Genomic DNA, 19,157 nt, shown 5'->3' on the forward strand with positions numbered 1-19,157 from the left:
TGACGGGGACCGAGTCTGGGCATGCCGCCCTCGGGCCGTCCGGCCTGCCCGGTGTGCGGTCGGGGGAACGGTACGGCGAAGCATGCGCCCCGCAACAGACCCCGTACGTGAGCCAGTTGGCCGGAGCGTGCCCGTGAGCCTGCCGCAGCTGCACTACGCCTGGGAACCCTCGGGGCCGTCCGGGCCCGGGTTCCGCTTCACCGCCGTCACCGCCGGCGTGCCGTCCGCCCTGCTGGGCGAGGCCGAGCAGCTGATCGCGTACGAGCGGCCGCGCGGGGCGCCGGAGCGTCCGACGGCGGAGGAACTGGCCCGCTTCCCGGAGGCGTTGAGCCTGAGCCTGCTCTCCGACGGCAGCCGGCTGCTGGCCCGGTCCGCCTACGCGCGGACGGGTGCCTTCCACGCGCACGCCGTCCACCTGCCGGGGTCCGCCGACGCCGGACCGGCCCGGGGCGCCCTGCCCGTCACCGCGTGGCGCTCCCCCGAGTGGGCCGCACGGACCCCGGCCGGCGGGCCGCCCCCGCCGCTGGAGCGGATCCCCGCCCCGGGACCGCACGACCGGGCCGCGCTGGCGGAGTTCGTCGCCGCGCGGGGGCCGTCGCTGGCCGGGTTCTTCACCGACGTACGGCGGCTCGCGGAGGATCCGGGCGCGCCGCGGATCGCACTGGTCGAGGCGGACAGCGGGGCGGTGGCCCACTGGGTGATGCTCGCGTGCAGCGTGCTGCCGCACCGGCGGGCGCAGTGGCTCACCTTCACGACGTACACACGGCGGCCCGGGCGCGCCCGGCAGCAGCTGGTCGGCGTACTCCCCGAGGAGGCCGACGGCCTGACCGGCCCGGAACACGGCTTCCGCCTCTACGGGACCACGCCCACCCCCGGGCCCGGCCCGGACCCGGGACCGTGGGCGCGGACGGCCGCACTGGTCTGGCTGGCCGGGCGCGCGGAGCTCTTCGCCCGGGTGCGCCGGCTGCCCGGGGAACCCTACGAGGCGGGCCCGCTGGCCGCGCTCGCGCTGATGTCCGGGATCACCCTGGACCCGGATGCCCGGACCGCGGCCGCGGACTGGGCCGCCGCCCACCGCGAGGCCCTCGACGCCGGAGCCCGGCGCGGGCTCGCCGAGGAGCTGGGTCCCGGCCTGCGGGCGGCGCTGACGGACCCGGAGCAGGAACCGGCCCGCCTGGCCGGGGTGGCCGCCGCCCTCGGGGTGGACGTCACCGGGCAGCTGCCGGAGGTGGCGCGGCGGCTCGCGCTGGCCCTGGTCAGCGATCCGGACGGGGCGTACGGGCCGGTGACGCGGGACGCGCTTGCGGGGCTTCCGGTGCTGCGGGCCCTCGTACTCGACCGGCTGGACGCCCTCGCGGCGGGCGATCCGGCCGCCGGCGTCCGACTCTTCGCCCGGACGGGACTGCGCCTGGGGGCGGCGGAGACCACCCCCCACCTGCGCATGTGCGCGCGGGCCGCCGAAACCGAGACCGAACAGCCCGAACCGGACCGGGTCGGGACCCTGCACGCCCTCCTCAGGGCCTCGGGCGTGTCCCTGTACGCGGAGCCACTGGTGCTGCGCACGGCGATGCGCCTCGTCTGGGGCGGGAACCCGCCGGAGGCCGCCGAAGCCGGGCTGCTCCTCGCCGAGACGGGCCCCGACGTACACCGGGAGTCCGGCACCTGGGAGCTGCTGGCCCGAGCGGTGGCCACCGCCCCGGCCGCCGACCCGGCAGCGGCGGAACTCGCCCCCCGCCTGCTCCGCCACTTCGGCACGGACCTCCCCGACCCCCTGCGCCCACCCCTCCTCCTCTGGGAACTCGCCTGGACCCTGCGCCCCGGCCAACCAACCGAACCCGGCACGGACGTCGTGCGAAGGGTCGTGGAACTGGGCGTCCTGGCACCCGGGGCGGGGGCCCTGGACCGGGCGCACGCGGCGGTGGCGCGGTGGCTGCTCGGGCCGGACCGGCACGAGGGAGCGCTCCGAGCCCTGATCGAGAGCGGGGACGCCGAGCTCGTGGCCGCGTACCGGCGCGCCGCCCATACCGAGTCGGTGAAGTCGCGGCTGCGCGAGGACCCGCGCTACCTGGCGGAACGCTACGCCGACTGGTCCGCCCAACCGCAGGCGGGCCCGGTCTGGCGCGAGGCCCGTACAGACCTGCTCAACAAAGTACTGGCGCCCATCGCACGAACCCTCAAGCCACAAGACCTCGCCACCATCGAGCGGGAGTTGGCGGCCATTGACGAACGCCGGGCGGAAGAGTTCCGCACCTGGCGGCGCCCACCCCTCACCACCAGACTCCGCGCCCGACTCACCGGCACCACAACGGACCGGGGCCGGGGACCACACACGTGAGGGGTCGGGGACGGGGTGGGGTGTCGTCCGGGATGTAAAACGTGATGTGTTGGCGCGCGGTACCCCGCCACCAACGGCAGCTCCGGAAGGGGCGCCATAAATCATGCCCATCCCGGACGGCACCCCACCCCGTCCCCGACCTCGCCCCACAAGAAGCCGTCAGCCCCCGAGAAGGCGGCCCGGCGGCGCACCGCCGCCGGGCAGGTGAAGGGTTCCGCGGTCCCCATAGATGCCGGGGCCGTTGATGGACCCATGGAAGTTGTAGTTGTTGTGGGTGATGGCCTGCTGCGCCTGCTCGAAGGATCTGGTGTCCACGTGGTGGGCCTCGAGGAACTGTCCGGTCGCCGTGAGCACACCCCGCTCGAGCCGCTGGAGGAAGTCCAGCGCGTCGGTGCTGTCGGAGAACTCGATGTGCTCCAGCTCCACGGCCGCCTCCGCCCGGATGCTTCCGGTGGCGCCGTAGTCGTACTCGACGTGGCGCTTGCCGATGACCCAGCGCGCGTACCACAGGTCCCACCGGCGCAGGAAGTTGTCCCGGAGCCGGCGCAGCAGCCTGGCGGGCACCTTGCACAGCAGGGGCAGGAACGCGCCCGTGGTGGAGGTGAACAGGGTCCACCAGTGGCCGAAGGGGTCGAGCCGCAGGGTCCGTACCCGCATGAAGGTGTCGCGCAGCGGCGGAACCACGTAGCCGGCCACCTCCCAGGTCAGGCTGGGGTGCTGAAGACGCGCACGCAGGTGCATGCAGACGATGACGCGGCCGCTGTCGCCGACCCGCTCCAGGCACAGGTACGTGCGCATGCCGAGTCCGGGCCGGGCCAGGCCGGCCTGCACCATGTCCTCCGGGATCACGGCGCGGGGCGGTCTCAGCCGGTCGGGGAGCAGGTCCTTGCCGGCGTGCAGGGTCATGGGGCCGCGCACGTACAGCCGGTGGGCGGCCCGCAGCCCTTCCAGTCCGGCGATGTTGCCCATCTCCCGTTCGACGAAGGCGTGCAGGTCGAGCACGTCGAAGGGGATGATGCTCAGTTTCCCGCCCCCGTCGGGGGCGTCGGCGGGCGTGCTGATGTCGATGGGGTGCCAGACCTGCTCCTGGAAGCGTTCGCCGCTGCCGACGAAGGGGTTCGTCCGTTCGGCGTCCTCGTGGTACGGGGCCACGTTGGCCCGTTCCTGTTCGCGCAGCCGCTCCTCCAGGCCCGGGTCGAGGGGCGGGGCGAGCTCCTCGGGCGGCGGTCCGCCCTGCGCGATCACCTTCAACGCCAGGACGCGGGCCCGGTGTTCGGCCACCAGCACCAGCCCCCAGGAGGCGGCGAACGCCCCGACGAGGCCGAGCAGGGACCGCCCGAGCACTTCGGGCCGTCCGGCCTGGACCCCGTGGACCATCAGGGCCAGGCAGCCCGCCCCGGCGGCGAACAGGACGGCGAGCAGGCCGTCGCGGAGGTTCGTGCGGCGCACCGCGAGGCGGGTGTGCCGGGCCACGGCGACGAGGTCGACGCCGAGCGACGGGCCGAGTGCCTTGATCCGGTCCTCGGTGAGTTCGACCGCCGTCGCGCGGGCGAACTCCTCGTCCAGGTGCGCGGACGCGCTGAGCCAGCGGCTCGTCCACTCCTCCCCGTACTGGAAGAGGGTGGGTAATTCCCGGTCTGCCGTCATCCTGCTGCCTCCCCCGTGGTGGTCGACCCACGATACGGACAACTCCCTTGCTCTGTCGTGGGGTTGGCGGCCGGTGTCGCTGCCGGCCTGAGGTGGAACGCGGGGGTCCTACTCAGCGGGCCCCCGCACCGGATCTGAGCATCCGTACTCAGGACCGGGCGCCCTCCGGTCGTCATCGTGGGGGCATGCTCATTCAGTCGTGTGTTCCACAGCCAGCGCGGGCCGTGCGGGCGGGGATAACCGCCGTCGGCAGCCTGCTGCCCGAGGACGTCCTGTCCTCGGACGACCTCCAGCGGGAGGTGAACCGGCGCAGCGGCCTGGCCCTGCCGCCGCGGATCCTGACGCAGGCGACCGGGATCGTCTCCCGCCGGGTCGCGGCCGAGGGGGTGTACGCGTCCACGCTCGCGGTGGGTGCGGCCCGGCGGGCGCTGGACTCGGCGGGGCTCGACCCGCTCGACGTGGACCTGCTGGTGTTCGCGTCGGCCTCGCGCGACATGGTCGAGCCGGCCACGGCGCACATCGTGCAGGCGGAGCTGGGCTCGAAGGCGTACGCCCTCGACGTCACCAACGCCTGCAACAGCTTCGTCAACGGCATCGACCTGGCCCGGAGCATGGTCCTGGCGGGCCGGGCCAGGCGGGCGCTCGTGGTCACCGGGGAGACGCCCAGCCGGGCGGTGCGCACCGCCCCGGCGGACCTCGCCGAGTTCCGGGCCGCCTTCGCGGGCTACACGTTCGGCGACGCCGGGGCGGCGGTGGTCGTGGAGGCCGTGGAGCGCGGCGGGATCCTGGACGTGGACGGTGAGACGCACTCGGAGCACTGGGAGGTCGGGGGCATCCCGGGTGGCGGGTCGCGGCACCCGCGCGGGGACGCGTACACGTACTTCCGGGGTGACGGGCACGAGCTGCGCGGGGTGTTCGAGAAGGTGGGGACGGCGGTCGTCGACCGGACGCTGCACCGGACGGGCATGGACTGGGACGGTTTCGCGAAGGTGCTGGTGCACCAGGTGACGGTGCCGTACCTGGAGCGGTTCGCGGAGCTGACGGGGGTGCCGGCCGGGAAGCTGGTGGTGACGGTGCCGGAGCTGGGCAATGTGGCGAGCGCGAGCATCGGGGTGCAGCTGGACCGGATCTTCGGGGAACTCGCGCCGGGGGAACGGGTGTTGTTCGTGGGTCTCGGCGGCGGCATCAGCATCATGACGATGGTCTGGGAGAAGTCGTGAGCGGCCGGATGTGGGTGGTGGTGCCCGCGCACGACGAGGAGGCGCGGCTCGCGGACACCTTGCGGGCGCTGTCGGCGCAGCGGGACCGGGAGTTCACCCTGCTGGTCGTCGACAACGCCTCGGCGGACGGCACGGCGGGCATCGCCCGGCGGTTCGCGGTGGACGCGCCGTTCCCGATGGAGGTGATCGAGGAGCCCGAGAAGGGGGTCGGCTCGGCCGTGGACACCGGTTTCCGGTACGCCATCACCCGGGGCGCGACCCTGCTGGCCCGTACGGACGCCGACTGCCTGCCCCTGCCCGGCTGGGCGGGCGCGGCGCGGGCCGCGCTGCTGGCCCGTCCGGGTCTGGTGTGCGGGCGGGTCACGGCGCGGCGCGACGAGCACGGGCCGCTGGGGCGGGCCGGTTTCGCGGGGCTGGTCGCGCTCGCGGCGCTCTTCGGCCGGCTGCGGCCGGAGCACGCGCGGCGCCACGGCTACCGGGCCCCGTACCGGATGCACGCGGGCAACAACATGGCGATCACCGCGGATCTGTACCTGGCCGTGGGCGGGATGCCGCGGCGCCCCTCGCCGACGGACCGGCTGTTCCTGAACGCGGTACGCCGCCACACCGACCGGATCAGCCGCTGCCGGGGCATGGTCGTGGAGAACTCCACGCGCCGGCTGCGGGCCTACGGCATCGCGGGGACGGCCCGCTGGTACCTCGACCAGGGCAGCGGTGCGCTCGGAACGGACCCCCGCTGATGCTGGACCGACTCGACCACTCCCTGCGCGCCCGGCCGGAGCGGCCCGCCGTGCTGTCCGCGACCCGTACGGGCAGGGCCCGGGTGCGGGCCACCCGGGGTGAACTCGCCGCTCTGGCGGACGCGTACGCCGCCGCCCTGCACGCGCGCGGACTGCGCGCCGGGGACACCGTCGGGGTGGCGGTGCGGCCCGGGCCGCGTGCGCTGGCGGTGCTGCTCGCGCTGTGGCGGCTGGGGCTGCGCGGGGCCGTGCTGGACCCGGGGGCCGGGGCCGAGGTGCTGCGGGCGCGCCTGGCGCTGGCCCGGCCGGCGCTGGTGCTCGCGGACGCCGCCGCGCAGGCGGTCGCGGGCTGGGCGCGGCCGCTGGCCCGCCGGGCGGCGCTGGAACTGCCGGAGCTGGCGGGGCTGGGGCCGGTGGCCACCGTCGGGCCCCGGCTGCCGGGGTGCGCGCCGGCGCTGGAGGCGGGGGCTCCGCGGGTGGGGGTTCCGGTGTACGCGGGGCCGCAGGACGCGGACGCGGTGATCGTGTTCACCTCCGGGACCACCTCGCGGCCCCGGGCGGTGGTGCACACCCGGGCGGGGCTGGCCGCCGGGATGGGGACGGTGGCCGGGCTGTTCGACGGCGGCCCGGGCGGCGGGGCCGGTGAACCGGTGCTGGGCGGCACCTTCTTCGTGCTGGTGCCCGCCCTGACGCGCGGGGCGCCCGTCGCCCTGCCGGCCCGCTCCCCCGGGGTGCTGGCCCGGCAGCTGGCGCGGCTGCGGCCGCGGGACACCTACCTCACCCCGCCGCAGCTGCGGGACGCGCTGGGCGCGGGGGCCCGTTTCACGGGCCGGGTGTGGACGGGTTCGGCGCCCGCGAGCGCCGCTCTGCTGGGGCGGGTCCGGGAGGCGGGCGCGGAGGAGGCGTGGGGGGTGTACGCCCTGACCGAGCTGTTCCCGGCGGCGGCGGTGGAGTCCCGGGAGAAGGCCGCCTTCGACGGGGCCGGGGACCTGGCCGGCGCCCCGCTGCCCGGGGTGCGGGCGGTCCGGGACGCGGACGGGCAGCTGCTGCTGGCCGGTCCGGCGGCCCGGGACCGCTACCTCGGCGAGGAACCCGATCCGTGGGTGCGTACGGGGGACCGGGCGCGGCTGGACGGGTCGGGGCGGATCGTGCTGGAAGGGCGGTGCAAGGACATGGTGCTGCGGCGGGCGGAGAACATCTACCCGGGGCTGTACGAGCCGGCCCTGCAGGTGCCGGGGGTGGAGCTGGGTGTGCTCGTCGGGATCCCGGCGGGCGACGGGGACGAGCGGCTGGTGGCGGTGGTCCAGGCGCGGCCCGGGGTGGCCGAACCGGCGCTGCGGGCGGCCCTGTCGGAGCCGTTGCGGGCGATGGGCACGGCCCGGCCGGACGCCCTGGTGTTCGCGCGGATCCCGCTGTCGGGGCGTTCGCGCAAACCGGACCGGGCGGCGGTGTCCGCGCTCGCGGCCCGGCGCCTGGCGGCGGCCGCCGCGCAGGCAGGCACCCGGTGACCCGGGCCCGGGGCCACCCGCCCGGAACCACAGACCCCCTGACCCGCACCCGACGAGAAAGCACCCCCGTGAGCACGCAGCCACAGCCGCACCCGCACCCGCACCCGACGAAGACGCACGCCAAGGCCCGCCGGCGTGACCGGCGGGTCTACCTGCGCGGCCGTCCCCTGCTGTTCGCGCTGCTGTGCGCCGGCCGGCGGCGTCCGGTGCGCCGGCTCGGCGGGACGGTGCTGGTGCACGGGGCGGACGCGTACCGCGAGGCGCTGACCCGGCTCCCGCTGGACCGTACGGCGGCCGGTACGACGGGCGGAGCGGCGCGGGCGGCGCTGGACGGCGGCGGGGGCGTGCTGTTCGACGAGGAGGGCGGCGGGCACCGGGCCGGCCGGCGGGCGCTCGCGGAGGGGCTCGGCGCGGCCGGGGTGGAGGAACTGCGCGCGGTGTGGCGGCCGTTGCTGGCCCGCGGGCTGGCGCCGCTGGCCCGGGGCGGGGAGGTGGACGTGGTGGCGCTGGCGCGGGAGCTGGCGGGGTCGGTGGTGTGCGCGCTGCTGGACTGCCCGGCCGGTGCCGGGGCGGTCGCGGAGGCCGCCGCCGAGGCTGCGGCCGCTTCCGTACGCGATCACCTGCCGGGTCCGCCCCGGCCGGGCGCGGCGGCCGCCGCGGCGGGGGCCGCGCACCGGCTGCGGCGGCTGCTGGGCTCCGGGGGCGGGGCGGCCACCGCCCTGGACGCGATGGTGGCGGTGGCCGCGGTGAACACCACCGTGGCGGCGCTGCCCCGGGCGGTGGCCTGGTGCGCGGACGCCGGGCTGTGGGGGCAGGCGGCGGACGCGGAGCTGCGGCCGCGGCTCGTGGACGAGCTGCTGCGGGTCACGGCGGCCTCGCCGGTGCTGCCCCGGGTCGCGGCGGCGGACGGCACGGTCGGGGGCTGCCCGGTACGGGCGGGCGACCGGCTGCTGCTGGTGGCCCGGCACGCCGCCGGGGCCCACCGGCGCGACCCCGACGGCCGGGATCCGGCCGGGCCGGGTACGGCGCGGCTGGTGTTCGGGGCGGGGCCGCACGCCTGTCCCGGGGCGCGGCTGGCGGTCGGGCTGCTGGCCGACGTCCTGCGGGAGCTGGCTCCGCACCGGCCGGTGGTGGTGCGGGCCCGGGTGGACCGGCGGGCGGCGCTGCCGGGCTGGCGTTCGCTGACGGTGCGGGCGGGCGCGGCGTGAGCCTGCGGATCGCGGTGACGGGGGCGAGCGGCTTCTGCGGCGGGCAGGTGGCGCGGGCCGCGGCCGGGGCCGGGGCCTCGGTGGTGTGCGTGGGGCGCAGGCCGGGGCCGGTGGGGGAACACCGGTTCTGGGACGCGGCGCGCGCGGAGCCGGACCTGGCGGGGGCGGACGTCGTGGTGCACTGCGCGGCGGCGGTCGGGGACCCGGCGCCGGGGTCGCGGGCGGAGGCGGCGATGCGCGCGGTGAACGTGGCGGGCACGGAGCGGCTGCTGCGGGCCGCCGCCGGGCGGCCGGTGGTGTGGGTGAGCAGCGCCAGCGTCTACGATCCGCGCCCGGGGCGGGACCTGGTCACCGAGGACCATCCGCGGACGGGCCAGCTGAACGCCTACGGCCGGACGAAGGCCGAAGGCGAGGCCCTGGCGCTGGCCGGGGGCGCCGTGGTGCTGCGGCCGAGGGCGGTGTACGGGCCGGGCGACACCCAGTTGCTGCCCCGGCTGCTGTCCCGGGTGCGGGCCGGAACCCTGCTGCTGCCGGGGCCGGACGTACGGCTGAGCCTGACGGCGGTGGAGAACCTGGCGGACGCCTGCCTGGCGGCGCCCGGCTGGGCCCCGGGCGCGTACAACGTGGCGGACGCCGAGCCGTACGGGCGGGACGCGGCCGTCGGCGCGGTGCTGCGCGCCCACGGGGTCCGGGCCCGGATCCGCCACCTGCCGCTGCCGCTGGCCCGCACGGCGGCCCGGCTGGCGGAGTCGGCGGCCCGGCTGAGCGCCACCGAGCCGTTCCTCAGCCGCTACGCCCTGGACCAGCTGTCCCACCCGGTGGTCCTGGACCTCGCCAGGTCCCGCGCCCGGGGCTGGATCCCGCGGCGCACCCTGGAGGACCACCTCGCCGCGCTGCGGCGGCGCTGAGCAGAACGCGCCGGGACCCCCGTCGCGTCGGCGGCGGGGGTCCCGGTGCGTGGTGCGTGTCCCTGCGGGTCAGTCACCCTTCGGGGTGAGGCGCAGGGAGATGCTGTTGATGCAGTAGCGCTGGTCGGTGGGGGTCGGGTAGCCCTCACCCTCGAACACGTGCCCGAGGTGGGAGCCGCAGGTCGCGCAGCGGACCTCCGTGCGGACCATGCCGTGGGAGGTGTCGGCGATCAGCTCGACGGCCTCGGTGTCCTTCGGGTCGAAGAAGGACGGCCACCCGCAGTGCGACTCGAACTTCTCCGTGGAACGGAACAGCTCGGCGCCGCAGCCGCGACAGGAGTAGACGCCCTCCTCCTTGGTGTCGGTGTACTCACCGCGGAAGGCGGGCTCGGTGCCGGCGAGGCGCAGCACCTGGTACTCGGACGGGGTCAGCTCGGCCTGCCACTGCTCGTCCGTCTTCTGGACCTCGTACGCCATGACGTTCCCGCTCCCTCAGCTCGACAGCCGGGCGAGGATCTGGGGTCCCAGATCCGTGACGTCGCCCGCGCCCATCGTGAGAACGAGATCGCCGGGCTTGGCCATTCCCGCGATGACGTCGGCGACGGCGCCCTTGTCGTGCTCGGCGGTGACGTCGGCCCCGGCGGCCCGGGCGGCGGCGATGATCAGCTCGCTGGTGATGCCGGGGAGCGGGTCCTCGCGGGCCGGGTAGATGTCCAGGACCACGGAGGCGTCGGCGAGGGCCAGGGCCTGGCCCATCTCCTTGCCGAGCTCCTGGGTGCGGGAGAACAGGTGGGGCTGGAAGACGACCAGGATGCGGGAGTCCCCGGCGGCACCGCGGATGGCCTCCAGGTCGGCGTTCATCTCGGTCGGGTGGTGCGCGTAGGAGTCGATGACCTGGACCCCGGCGGCCTCGCCCTTGAGCTGGAGGCGGCGCTTGACGCCGGTGTACTTGCCGAGGGCGGAGGCCAGGTTGTGCGCCGGGATGCCGAGGGCGACGCCGGCGGCGAGGGCCGCGACGGCGTTGTGCGCGTAGTGGCGGCCGGGCACGGAGACGGTGAAGGTGAGCATCTTGCCGCCCAGCAGGACGGTGACCTCGCTGGTCAGACCACGCGGGGTGACCTTCAGGATGCGGACGTCGGCGTCCTCCTCCTCGCCGTACGTGACGACGGTGAGGCCCTCCTGGCCGGCGACCCGGCGGGCGATCTCGGCGGCGCCCTCCTGGCCGTGGGCGACGACGAGGGTGCCGCCGGGCACGACCTTGCCGACGAAGGTCTCGAAGGACTCGTAGATCTCTTCCATCGACGCGTAGTTCGCGTGGTGGTCGAGCTCCGCGTTGAGGATGATCGCGACCTCGGGCACGTACTTGTGGAAGCTGCGGTCGCTCTCGTCCGCCTCGGCCACGAAGATCTCGCCCTCGCCGTGGTGGGCGTTGGAGCCGGGGGCGTCCAGGTCGCCGCCGATGGCGTACGAGGGGTCCAGGCCCAGGGCCGAGAGGGAGACCGCCAGCATGGAGGTGGTGGTGGTCTTGCCGTGCGTGCCGGCGACGGCGATCGGGCGCAGCCCGTCCATCAGGGCGGCGAGGGCGTCCGAGCGGTGCACGACGGGGATGCCCAGCTCGGCGGCGCGGGCCAGCTCGGGGTTGTCGGCGCGGATGGCGCTGGAGACAACCACGCAGGTGGAGTCCTCGGCGAGGTTGCCGGCGGCGTGCCCGCCGTGGACCGTGGCGCCGTTGGCGCGCAGCGCCTGGGCGGTCTCGGAGTCTCCACGGGAGTCGCTGCCGGCCACCTTCGCGCCGCGCTGGGCGAGGATCTTCGCGATGCCGGACATGCCGGCGCCGCCGATGCCGATGAAGTGGGGCCGTTCCATCGCGGTCGGCAGGCCGGGCTTCATTCAGGTCGCTCCAGGAATCGTTTGCGCTTGTCTTACACGTTGCACGCCCAGCCTATTCGTTGTGGGCGAAGAGCTTGAGCACCGGAACCCCCACTTTGTGCCGCGCCCGGGACGCCCAGTCGCGGTGGAAGAACTCCTCCACGAAGTGCGGGGCGGTCAGGACGATCACCTCGTCGGCGTTCGTCTCGTCGACGACGGCCTTGAGGTGGTCGAGGGGGTGGGCCTCGATGATCTGTCCGACGGCCTTGGCGCCCTTCTTGCGCAGGGCCGCCAGGGAGTGTTCGAGCGCGTGTGCGGCGGGGCCCCGGGCGGCGTCGCCCTCGGGCTCGTCGGCCTCGTGGAGGGCCTCGGGGAGCTCGCCGAGCGCTACGTCGTCGATGGCGCGGAGCAGTCGGTCCTGGTCGCCCCTGGGTTGCATGAGGACGACGAAGGAGACCTGGTCGTCTCCGTGCAGGGTGGTGACGAAGTCCACGTCCACCGTGGTCAGCGGCTGCTCGATCATCAATACGCTCGTGAACACGGACGCCCTCTCCTTCATGGGCCGGGGCCGGTCGGCCGGCCCCTGCGGAAACCATCCTGCCCCGCTGTCGCGCGGGACCTTGCGCAGTATGTGTGCCCAGGTATGTGCCCGGCGGAAGCTAAGCGGAACGACAAATTCCGCCCCTTGTCAGATCCGACGGTAGCTCGTGAAGAGGAACCCGGCCTCTTCCAGTACACAGGCGGGCACGAGCCGGTGCGGAACCGTGACGGAGGGCCCGCCGGCGATGCGCTGGGCGTCACCCGCCGTGAGCGTCGGGGAGATCGTCAGGCACAGCTCGTCCAGTACGTCGGCGGCCACGAACTGCCCCAGCAGCCGGGGCCCGCCCTCGGTCAGCTGGCGGCGCAGCCCGCGCGCGGCCAGCTCCCGTACGGCCCGGCCGGGGTCCACCGCGCTCCCCTCGCCCGCCACCACGACCTCGGCGCCCGAGGCGGCGGCCGCCGCGACCCGGTCGGCGGGGGCGGCGGCGCCGGTCAGCACCAGGGTGGGCACCAGGGGGGAGGTGAACAGGGGCAGGGTGAAGTCGAGGTCCATGGACGCGGTGATCACGGCGATGGCCGGGGCCGGACCCTGGCCGGCGGCCTCGCGGCGGGCGGCGAAGGCCTCCCGGGCGCGGGCCGGACGGTACCCCTCCTGGCGAACCGTTTCCGCTCCGACGACCACCACATCGGCCAGCGCCCGCAGGGTGCCGAAGATCCGCATGTCGCTCTCGCCGGAGATGGGCTGCGAGCGCCCGTCGTGCTGCGCGGCCCCGTCCAGGGTCGAAACCATGTTCGCCCGCAGCCAGTGCGCGCCGGGATCGAGCGCCGGATACGCGTAGGCCTCGGCGAGATCGTCGAGCGACCACTCACGGTCGGCGGCTGATGTCTGATCGGTCACAGGGAACAGGCGGCGCATCGGTGCAGTCTGACACGCCCCGTAGAGTTAAGAGCTGTGTCAACATCACTCTCCACCTCCGGTTCTGCCCCCGGGCAGCCCCCGATAGCCGACGCGGGCCCGCTCGCCCTGTGCGCCCGCGAACCGCGCGTGCCCGCCGAACGGCTGGTGGCCGAGATGGTGCCGCCGCCCCGCTTCGACTCGGTGCGCTTCGACACCTATGACCCGGACCCGGACCAGCCGAGCCAGACCGAGGCCGTCACCGTGCTCGGCGGTTTCGCCGCCGGTCTCGGCGGGGCCCACGCCAGCGGCTCCGGCAAGCGCCGCTGGTTCTCCAGGAAGCCGGCCGCCCCCGCCGCCGGCCCGCGCGGGGTCTACCTCGACGGCGGCTACGGCGTCGGCAAGACCCACCTGCTGGCCTCCCTGTGGCACGCCACCCCGGCCGAGCCCGCCCTCAAGGCCTTCGGCACCTTCGTGGAGCTCACCAACCTGGTCGGCGCCCTCGGCTTCCAGCAGACGGTGCAGACCCTCGGCGGACACCGGCTGCTGTGCATCGACGAGTTCGAGCTCGACGACCCGGGCGACACCGTCCTGGTGTCCTCGCTGCTCAGCCGCCTCGTCGAGCAGGGCGTGGCGCTCGCCGCCACCTCCAACACCCTGCCCGGCAAGCTCGGCGAGGGCCGCTTCGCCGCCGCCGACTTCCTGCGCGAGATCCAGGGCCTGTCGGCGCACTTCCGCCCGCTGCGCATCGACGGCCAGGACTACCGCCACCGCGGCCTGCCCGAGGCCCCGGCGCCCTTCACCGACGAGCAGGTGGCGAAGGCCGCGTACGGGACCCCGGGCGCGAGCCTCGACGACTTCCCGGGCCTGCTGGAGCACCTGGCGAAGGTCCACCCGAGCCGGTACGGGGCGCTCACGGACGGAATAGCGGCGGTCTGCCTGACCGACGTCGGCCCGGTGCCCGACCAGTCGACGGCGCTGCGCCTGGTGGTGCTGGCCGACCGGCTGTACGACCGGGAGGTCCCGGTGCTGGCCTCCGGAGTGCCCTTCGACCGGCTGTTCAGTGAAGAAATGCTCAACGGCGGCTATCGGAAGAAGTACTTCCGCGCGATATCGCGGCTCACCGCGCTCGCACGCGACGCGAAGCCCCTGGTCTCCCAGTAGGTTTGGCACGGCCGGGCGCTTCTTCGGGCCCGGCCGTTTCCACTTCTGCGAAGGGATCACCATGGCCACCACGCGTCACGCGCACACCGTCTGGGAAGGCAACCTGCTGGAGGGCAAGGGTGTCGTCAGCCTCGACTCTTCGGGTCTCGGCTCGTACGACGTCTCCTGGCCCGCGCGTTCCGAGGCCGCGAACGGCAAGACCAGCCCGGAAGAGCTGATCGCCGCCGCCCACTCCAGCTGCTTCTCGATGGCGCTCTCCCACGCCCTCGCGGGCGGGGGCACCATTGCCACCCGCCTGGAGACCAAGGCCGACGTCACCTTCCAGCCCGGTGAGGGCATCACCGGCATCCACCTGACGGTGGTGGGCGAGGTCCCCGGTCTGGACGAGGCCGGTTTCGTCGCCGCCGCCGAGGGCGCCAAGAAGAACTGCCCGGTCAGCCAGGCGCTGACGGGCACGACGATCACCCTGAGCGCCTCGCTCGCCTGATCGCCCCCCAGCACCGCCACCGGGCCCCCGTGCGTGACGCGCGGGGGCCCGGTGGCGTTCCAGGAGGGTGACGGACGCCGGGCGGCGCTCGCGCCGCCGGGCCCAGGCCGCGGCGGCGTGGTACCACGGGCCGGTCACATCTCCAGCCGCCCACCGGGGAGTTGCCGATGTCCGTCACCCGACGCAGCCTGCTCGCCGCGGGCACCGTCGCCTTCAGCGGGGCCCTCGGGGCACTGTTCGGCGGGAACCCCGCCACGGCCCGGACCGCCCGCGGCCTCGGTCCGCTCCTGCCCGACCCGCGCGGACTGCTCGACCTGCCCGCCGGGTTCTCCTACCGGGTCCTCTCGCGCGCCGGGGACCCGCTGCGCTCCGGCGAGGGGCCGGTACCGGGCAACTGCGACGGCATGGCCGCCTTCGACGCGGGCGGCGGCCGCGTCCGGCTGGTCCGCAACCACGAGAACCGCACCACCGCCGCGCTGCGGGTACCGGCCGTGGACGGGCTCACGTACGACCCCGGCGCCCTCGGCGGCTGCACCGTCCTGGAGCTGGACCCGGCGGGCGGGGTCCGCGCCGAACGCGTCGGCCTCGCCGGTACCGCCGTCAACTGCGCGGGCGGGCGGACCCCTTGGAACACCTGGCTGAGCTGCGAGGAGACCGAGGACCGGGCCGGCACCTCCGGCTACGCCCGCGACCACGGCCACGTCTTCGAGGTGGACCCCGCCGACCCGCACCGCCTCGGCGCGGTCCCGCTGACGGCGCTGGGCCGCTTCGCCCACGAGGCCGTCGCCGTGGACCCGTACCGGGGGGTGGTCTACGAGACGGAGGACGCCTTCGTGCGGCCCTTCGGGCTCTTCTACCGCTTCCTGCCCGCCCGGCCGCTCGGCGGCCCGGGCTCGCTGCGGGCCGGCGGCCGGCTGGAGGCCCTGCGCGTACCCGGCCTGGCCGACCTGTCCGCCGTGGACGAGCCGGGCGCGGAGTTCCCGGTGGAGTGGGTGCCCGTACCCGACCCCTCGGCCGCCGGGACCCCGATCCGCTTCCAGGACTTCGGCCCGGGCGGGATCACCCACGCGCAGAAGCTGGAGGGCTGCTACTGGGGCGGTGGCGGGGTGCACTTCGTCTCCTCCTACGCCCGCGGCGGCGACGGTTCCGCCGCCGACCACCACGGGCAGGTCTGGTTCTACGACCCGCTGCGCGCCCGGCTCCGGCTGGACGTCCGCTTCGGCCCGGCCTCCGACGTCTCGCTGCCCGGGGACTCCCCCGACAACATCTGCCTGGCCCCGGACGGCGGGCTGATGGTGTGCGAGGACGGCGGCGGGGAGCAGTACGTCTTCGGGGTGACCCCGGACGGCGAGGTGTACCCGGTGGCCCGCAACGCGCAGGACGTCGGCGGGCCGGGGGCCCCGGAGTGGGGGGAGTTCGCGGGGGTCACCTTCTCCCCCGACGCGCGGACGATGTTCGTCAACGCCTACACGCCCGGGACCACCTTCGCGGTGACCGGCCCCTGGAGGTGACGTTCGGCCCTGCTGTTCCCGGCTTTTGCCACCTCGCGGTCCCGTCCGACGTGTTGGAAGATCGGACGGAAGCGACGAATCGGGGTAGGTAGCGGTGGCGAAGAAGGACAAGGAAAAGAAGGACAGGAAGAACAAGTCCGGGAGCGGGACCGGGACCAAGGTGAAGGCGAAGGTGAGGCCCGAGCCGAAGCGGTCGAAGTCCGCCGGGGCGGAGTCCGCGGTGAAGGGGTCCGCGGTGAAGGAGTCCGCCGGGCGCGCGCCCGACCTGTCGCTGCGCGAGCTGCTGCGGATCTCCGCCGAGCGGCCCAGGGCCGCCGAGGGGTACCGCGACCCCGGCCCGGAGGTCCCGCTGCGGCCGCTGCTGCGGGTACCGCCCGGCGAGCGCGTGGACCTCGGCGCCCTGCACCCCGCCGCCGTCCCCGCCGGGCCGTCCGACAAGGCGGCGGGGGTCGCCGCCACCGCCCGGATGGCCGAACGGCTGGCCTCCCTCCAGGAACGCCTGTACGCGGCCAGCACGGCCGGGGACCGCCGCCGGATCCTGCTGGTCCTCCAGGGCATGGACACCTCCGGCAAGGGCGGCACGGTCAAGCACGTGATCGGCCAGTTCAACCCGTCCGGATGCCGGATCAAGTCCTTCAAGACGCCCACCCCGGAGGAGCAGAACCACCCCTTCCTCTGGCGGATCATGAAGGCGCTCCCGCTGCCGGGCGAGATCGGCATCTTCGACCGCTCGCACTACGAGGACGTGCTCATCGCCCGCGTCCGCGAGCTGGTGCCGCGCAGTCAGCTGGGCCGCCGGTACGCCCAGATCAACCGTTTCGAGAAGTCCCTCGCCGACGACGGCGTGACCGTGGTCAAGGTCTTCCTGCACATCGGCTACGAGGAGCAGCGCAAGCGGCTGCTGGAGCGGCTCGACAACCCGGACAAGCACTGGAAGTTCAATCCGGGGGACATCGAGGCGCGCGGCGCGTGGCCCGCGTACCAGCAGGCGTACGAGCTGGCGCTGGAGAAGTGCTCCACGGAGACCGCGCCCTGGTACGTGGTGCCCGCGGACCGCAAGTGGTACCGCAACTGGGCGATCAGCAAGCTGCTGCTGGAGCATCTGGAGGACATCGGCCCGAAGTACCCGCCGGCCGACTTCGACGTCCAGGAGTGCCGCCGGCTCCTGCTGGCGGGGTGAGCATCGCTCACCCCGCAGTCACTTCCGGGCGGTCACTTCCGGGCGGTCACGGCGCGTCGGACGCGCGCGTCCAGGGCCAGCAGCAGGGCGGTCGGCAGGAAGAGCGCGTCACAGACGATCATGGCCAGGGAGAGGAACGGGAGCCCGAGAGCCACGGCGATTCCCGCGTGCTCGGCCATCATCACGGCGAGCAGGACGTTCTTGACCCTCCGGTTGGCCAGCGTGAAGGGGAACGCCACCTGGATGATGACCGTCGCGTACGCCATGACCACCAGCGGGACCATTCCGGAGGCCAGCAGCTCGGACAGCCACGGCCAGGGCCGGAAGTGGTCCAGGTGCAGGGCGTAGTACAGGGCGCTGCCCTCCTGCCAGCGCAAGCCCTGGATCTTGTACCAGCCGGCGGTGGCGTAGATGAAGCAGACCTGCAGGGCCACCACGGCCATCGCGCAGTTGTGCAGCATGCCGGTGAGACGGTCCAGCACCGCGCGGGCCTCGTGCCGCGGGAACCACAGCTCGGCCGCGCGGCGGAGTCCGTGGGCGGCCCACACGGCCCACAGCACCCCGCTCCAGCCCCACCGGGGAAGTCCGAACAGGACTCCGAGGAGCACGCCGGTCCCCTGCCACAGGTGCAGCCCCGACCGGTCCGGCGCCCCGGCCTCCCGCAGCCGGCGCCGTCGGCGCGCGTCCAGTGACCAGACCTCGCCGCAACGGAGGAAGACCAGGTAGATCGCCATGATCCGCAGGACGTTGTCGCCGCCGTCCCCGAGGAAGGGGGAACGGAACTCCAGGGACAGCACACCGATCATGAAGAACACCGAGGTGCCGCGGGTGCGCCAGCCCACCATCAGCAGGAGCGCGGCCGCCAGGGTGGCGTGGTAGACGGTCTCGAACCACCACCGGCCGGACCACCAGGTCAGCACGCTGAAGGCCTGGTCCTCCCCGATCACCCGTACGGCCATCTCCAGCGACCAGGGGTTGAGGTCGCCGAACAGGATCCGGCGGTGCGGCCATTCGCGTACGAGGAAGCTCGCGAGGACGAAGGCGATGCCGATGCGGACGATCGCCGCCTGGTGGGGGAACCGGGTCCGGCCGCTGGACTCGACGAACGCGGTCAGCCGCTCGGGGACGGACCGCCGGGACGCGGGCTCCTCCCCGGCGACGGACACCGGCGGGGTCCCCGGGCGGGCGGGCGCCGGGGCGGCGCCCGAGGCGTCGGGGGCCGGAGCGGGCGCCGGAATGAGCGGGATCACATCGGCCGGGTTGTCGTTGGGGGTCACAGGGCCGCCCCGTCCTTCGCGGCGACCGGCCACCAGGGCAGCGTCAGTTCGCGGGGCGTGGTGTCGAGGGGATCGAGGTCCCAGTCGGGTGGCTCCACCGCCGTGACCCGCGTTCTGATCTGGACCTCTACGGGCCGCTCGCCGCTCGCTGCGGGACCGAGGCGCTGGAGCGCGATGCGCTTGAGGTACTGCTCGGACAGGCCCGCACGGGCGTCCGAGGCCCCCGCGCCACCGTCTTCATGGGCGGCCGTGTAGAACTCCCAGGCCCGGCGCAGCAGGTTCTGGTGCAGGTGGCTGGGGACCGGAGTACCGCGGATGTCCTCGATGTCCTGCGCGGTCAGATCGGTCCACCGTCCGACACGGCCGCCGTCTCCCGGGCCGGTCCTCACCCGGGCCGAGATCGCCACGTTGTACTGCACCGGGTTGGGCGCGAAGAGCTTCCAGTCCTGCCCGAACTCCGGGCGGACATGGCCTTCGATCTCCTGCGCGTACTCCCGTGAGATGCCGTTGGGGGGTGCGAGGGAGAGGAACAGCGTCGCGCCGTGCCACAGCGCGGCACCGGCCAGGATCGCGGCGCCCGTGACCAGCGCCGCGAGAGCCGGTGGGGACCAGACCCGGGGAGGGTGTTCCTGAGTGCCCGTCATGGCTGTGCGCTCCTGATTCCGCCG

The 19,157-nt window shown here is 74.8% G+C and carries 17 protein-coding genes; 10 read left to right on the forward strand and 7 right to left on the reverse strand.

Translation table 11 applies throughout. The annotated features are described in order from the left end of the window. Positions 1-133: 133 nt before the first annotated feature. Positions 134-2,335: a GTPase-associated protein 1-related protein gene (locus OOK31_RS07330; RefSeq protein ID WP_267011511.1), complete on the forward strand. Its 2,202-nt coding sequence runs from the start codon at positions 134-136 to the stop codon at positions 2,333-2,335. A 159-nt stretch (positions 2,336-2,494) separates the two neighbouring features. Here the strand turns inward: OOK31_RS07330 and OOK31_RS07335 are convergent, their stop codons facing one another. Further along, the gene (locus tag OOK31_RS07335; RefSeq protein WP_267011512.1) at positions 2,495-3,982 is read right to left on the reverse strand and encodes a hypothetical protein; all 1,488 of its coding nucleotides are present in this window, start codon (positions 3,980-3,982) and stop codon (positions 2,495-2,497) included. Between the two features lie 185 nt (positions 3,983-4,167). Between OOK31_RS07335 and OOK31_RS07340 the strand changes: the two genes are divergently transcribed. The 5 genes from OOK31_RS07340 to OOK31_RS07360 all read left to right on the forward strand — a co-directional run bounded on the left by OOK31_RS07340 (position 4,168) and on the right by OOK31_RS07360 (position 9,566). Continuing rightward, positions 4,168-5,202, forward strand: a complete 1,035-nt coding sequence (locus OOK31_RS07340) for a 3-oxoacyl-ACP synthase III family protein (protein ID WP_267011513.1) — start codon at positions 4,168-4,170, stop codon at positions 5,200-5,202. Next, a complete protein-coding gene (locus tag OOK31_RS07345) occupies positions 5,199-5,942 on the forward strand; it encodes a glycosyltransferase family 2 protein (RefSeq protein WP_267011514.1) in 744 nt (247 codons plus the stop codon). The genes OOK31_RS07340 and OOK31_RS07345 overlap by 4 nt, the downstream gene beginning before the upstream one ends. Beyond that, positions 5,942-7,450: a class I adenylate-forming enzyme family protein gene (locus tag OOK31_RS07350; RefSeq protein WP_267011515.1), complete on the forward strand. Its 1,509-nt coding sequence runs from the start codon at positions 5,942-5,944 to the stop codon at positions 7,448-7,450. Before OOK31_RS07345 ends, OOK31_RS07350 begins: the two co-directional genes overlap by 1 nt. A gap of 68 nt (positions 7,451-7,518) precedes the next feature. Then, complete coding sequence (locus OOK31_RS07355; protein WP_267011516.1) at positions 7,519-8,658, forward strand: cytochrome P450; 1,140 nt, start codon at positions 7,519-7,521, stop codon at positions 8,656-8,658. Next, entirely contained in the window at positions 8,655-9,566 is a 912-nt protein-coding gene (locus tag OOK31_RS07360; RefSeq protein WP_267011517.1) for an NAD(P)-dependent oxidoreductase, read from the forward strand. The genes OOK31_RS07355 and OOK31_RS07360 overlap by 4 nt, the downstream gene beginning before the upstream one ends. Before the next feature lie 69 nt (positions 9,567-9,635). Here the strand turns inward: OOK31_RS07360 and msrB are convergent, their stop codons facing one another. The 4 genes from msrB to OOK31_RS07380 all read right to left on the reverse strand — a co-directional run bounded on the left by msrB (position 9,636) and on the right by OOK31_RS07380 (position 12,891). After that, the gene (gene msrB / locus OOK31_RS07365; protein ID WP_267011518.1) at positions 9,636-10,043 is read right to left on the reverse strand and encodes a peptide-methionine (R)-S-oxide reductase MsrB; all 408 of its coding nucleotides are present in this window, start codon (positions 10,041-10,043) and stop codon (positions 9,636-9,638) included. A 15-nt stretch (positions 10,044-10,058) separates the two neighbouring features. Then, positions 10,059-11,456, reverse strand: coding sequence for a UDP-N-acetylmuramate--L-alanine ligase (murC, locus tag OOK31_RS07370; protein WP_267011519.1), 1,398 nt, complete (start codon positions 11,454-11,456; stop codon positions 10,059-10,061). 52 nt (positions 11,457-11,508) lie between these two features. Further along, complete coding sequence (locus OOK31_RS07375; RefSeq protein ID WP_267011520.1) at positions 11,509-11,976, reverse strand: indole-3-glycerol phosphate synthase; 468 nt, start codon at positions 11,974-11,976, stop codon at positions 11,509-11,511. Between the two features lie 147 nt (positions 11,977-12,123). Continuing rightward, complete coding sequence (locus OOK31_RS07380; RefSeq protein WP_267011521.1) at positions 12,124-12,891, reverse strand: pyrimidine reductase family protein; 768 nt, start codon at positions 12,889-12,891, stop codon at positions 12,124-12,126. A 36-nt stretch (positions 12,892-12,927) separates the two neighbouring features. Between OOK31_RS07380 and zapE the strand changes: the two genes are divergently transcribed. The 4 genes from zapE (at position 12,928) to OOK31_RS07400 (ending at position 17,212) form a co-directional block, all read left to right on the forward strand. Then, positions 12,928-14,034, forward strand: a complete 1,107-nt coding sequence (gene zapE / locus OOK31_RS07385; protein WP_267011522.1) for a cell division protein ZapE — start codon at positions 12,928-12,930, stop codon at positions 14,032-14,034. Positions 14,035-14,095: 61 nt separating this feature from the next. Next, a complete protein-coding gene (locus tag OOK31_RS07390; protein WP_267011523.1) occupies positions 14,096-14,521 on the forward strand; it encodes an OsmC family protein in 426 nt (141 codons plus the stop codon). A gap of 167 nt (positions 14,522-14,688) precedes the next feature. Then, positions 14,689-16,032 (forward strand): alkaline phosphatase PhoX, encoded by a 1,344-nt coding sequence (locus tag OOK31_RS07395; RefSeq protein WP_267011524.1) that lies wholly within the window; start codon positions 14,689-14,691, stop codon positions 16,030-16,032. 349 nt (positions 16,033-16,381) lie between these two features. Beyond that, the gene (locus tag OOK31_RS07400) at positions 16,382-17,212 is read left to right on the forward strand and encodes a PPK2 family polyphosphate kinase (RefSeq protein ID WP_267011861.1); all 831 of its coding nucleotides are present in this window, start codon (positions 16,382-16,384) and stop codon (positions 17,210-17,212) included. A gap of 32 nt (positions 17,213-17,244) precedes the next feature. On the opposite strand, the gene OOK31_RS07405 is transcribed toward OOK31_RS07400, so the two are convergent. Next, on the reverse strand, positions 17,245-18,489 hold the full coding sequence (locus tag OOK31_RS07405; RefSeq protein WP_267011525.1) for an HTTM domain-containing protein: 1,245 nt from the start codon (positions 18,487-18,489) through the stop codon (positions 17,245-17,247). Beyond that, positions 18,486-19,133: a DUF5819 family protein gene (locus tag OOK31_RS07410; RefSeq protein ID WP_267011526.1), complete on the reverse strand. Its 648-nt coding sequence runs from the start codon at positions 19,131-19,133 to the stop codon at positions 18,486-18,488. The genes OOK31_RS07405 and OOK31_RS07410 overlap by 4 nt, the downstream gene beginning before the upstream one ends. Positions 19,134-19,157: the final 24 nt, after the last annotated feature.

It is taken from the genome of Streptomyces sp. NBC_00249 (assembly GCF_026342355.1).
Taxonomy (GTDB): domain Bacteria; phylum Actinomycetota; class Actinomycetes; order Streptomycetales; family Streptomycetaceae; genus Streptomyces.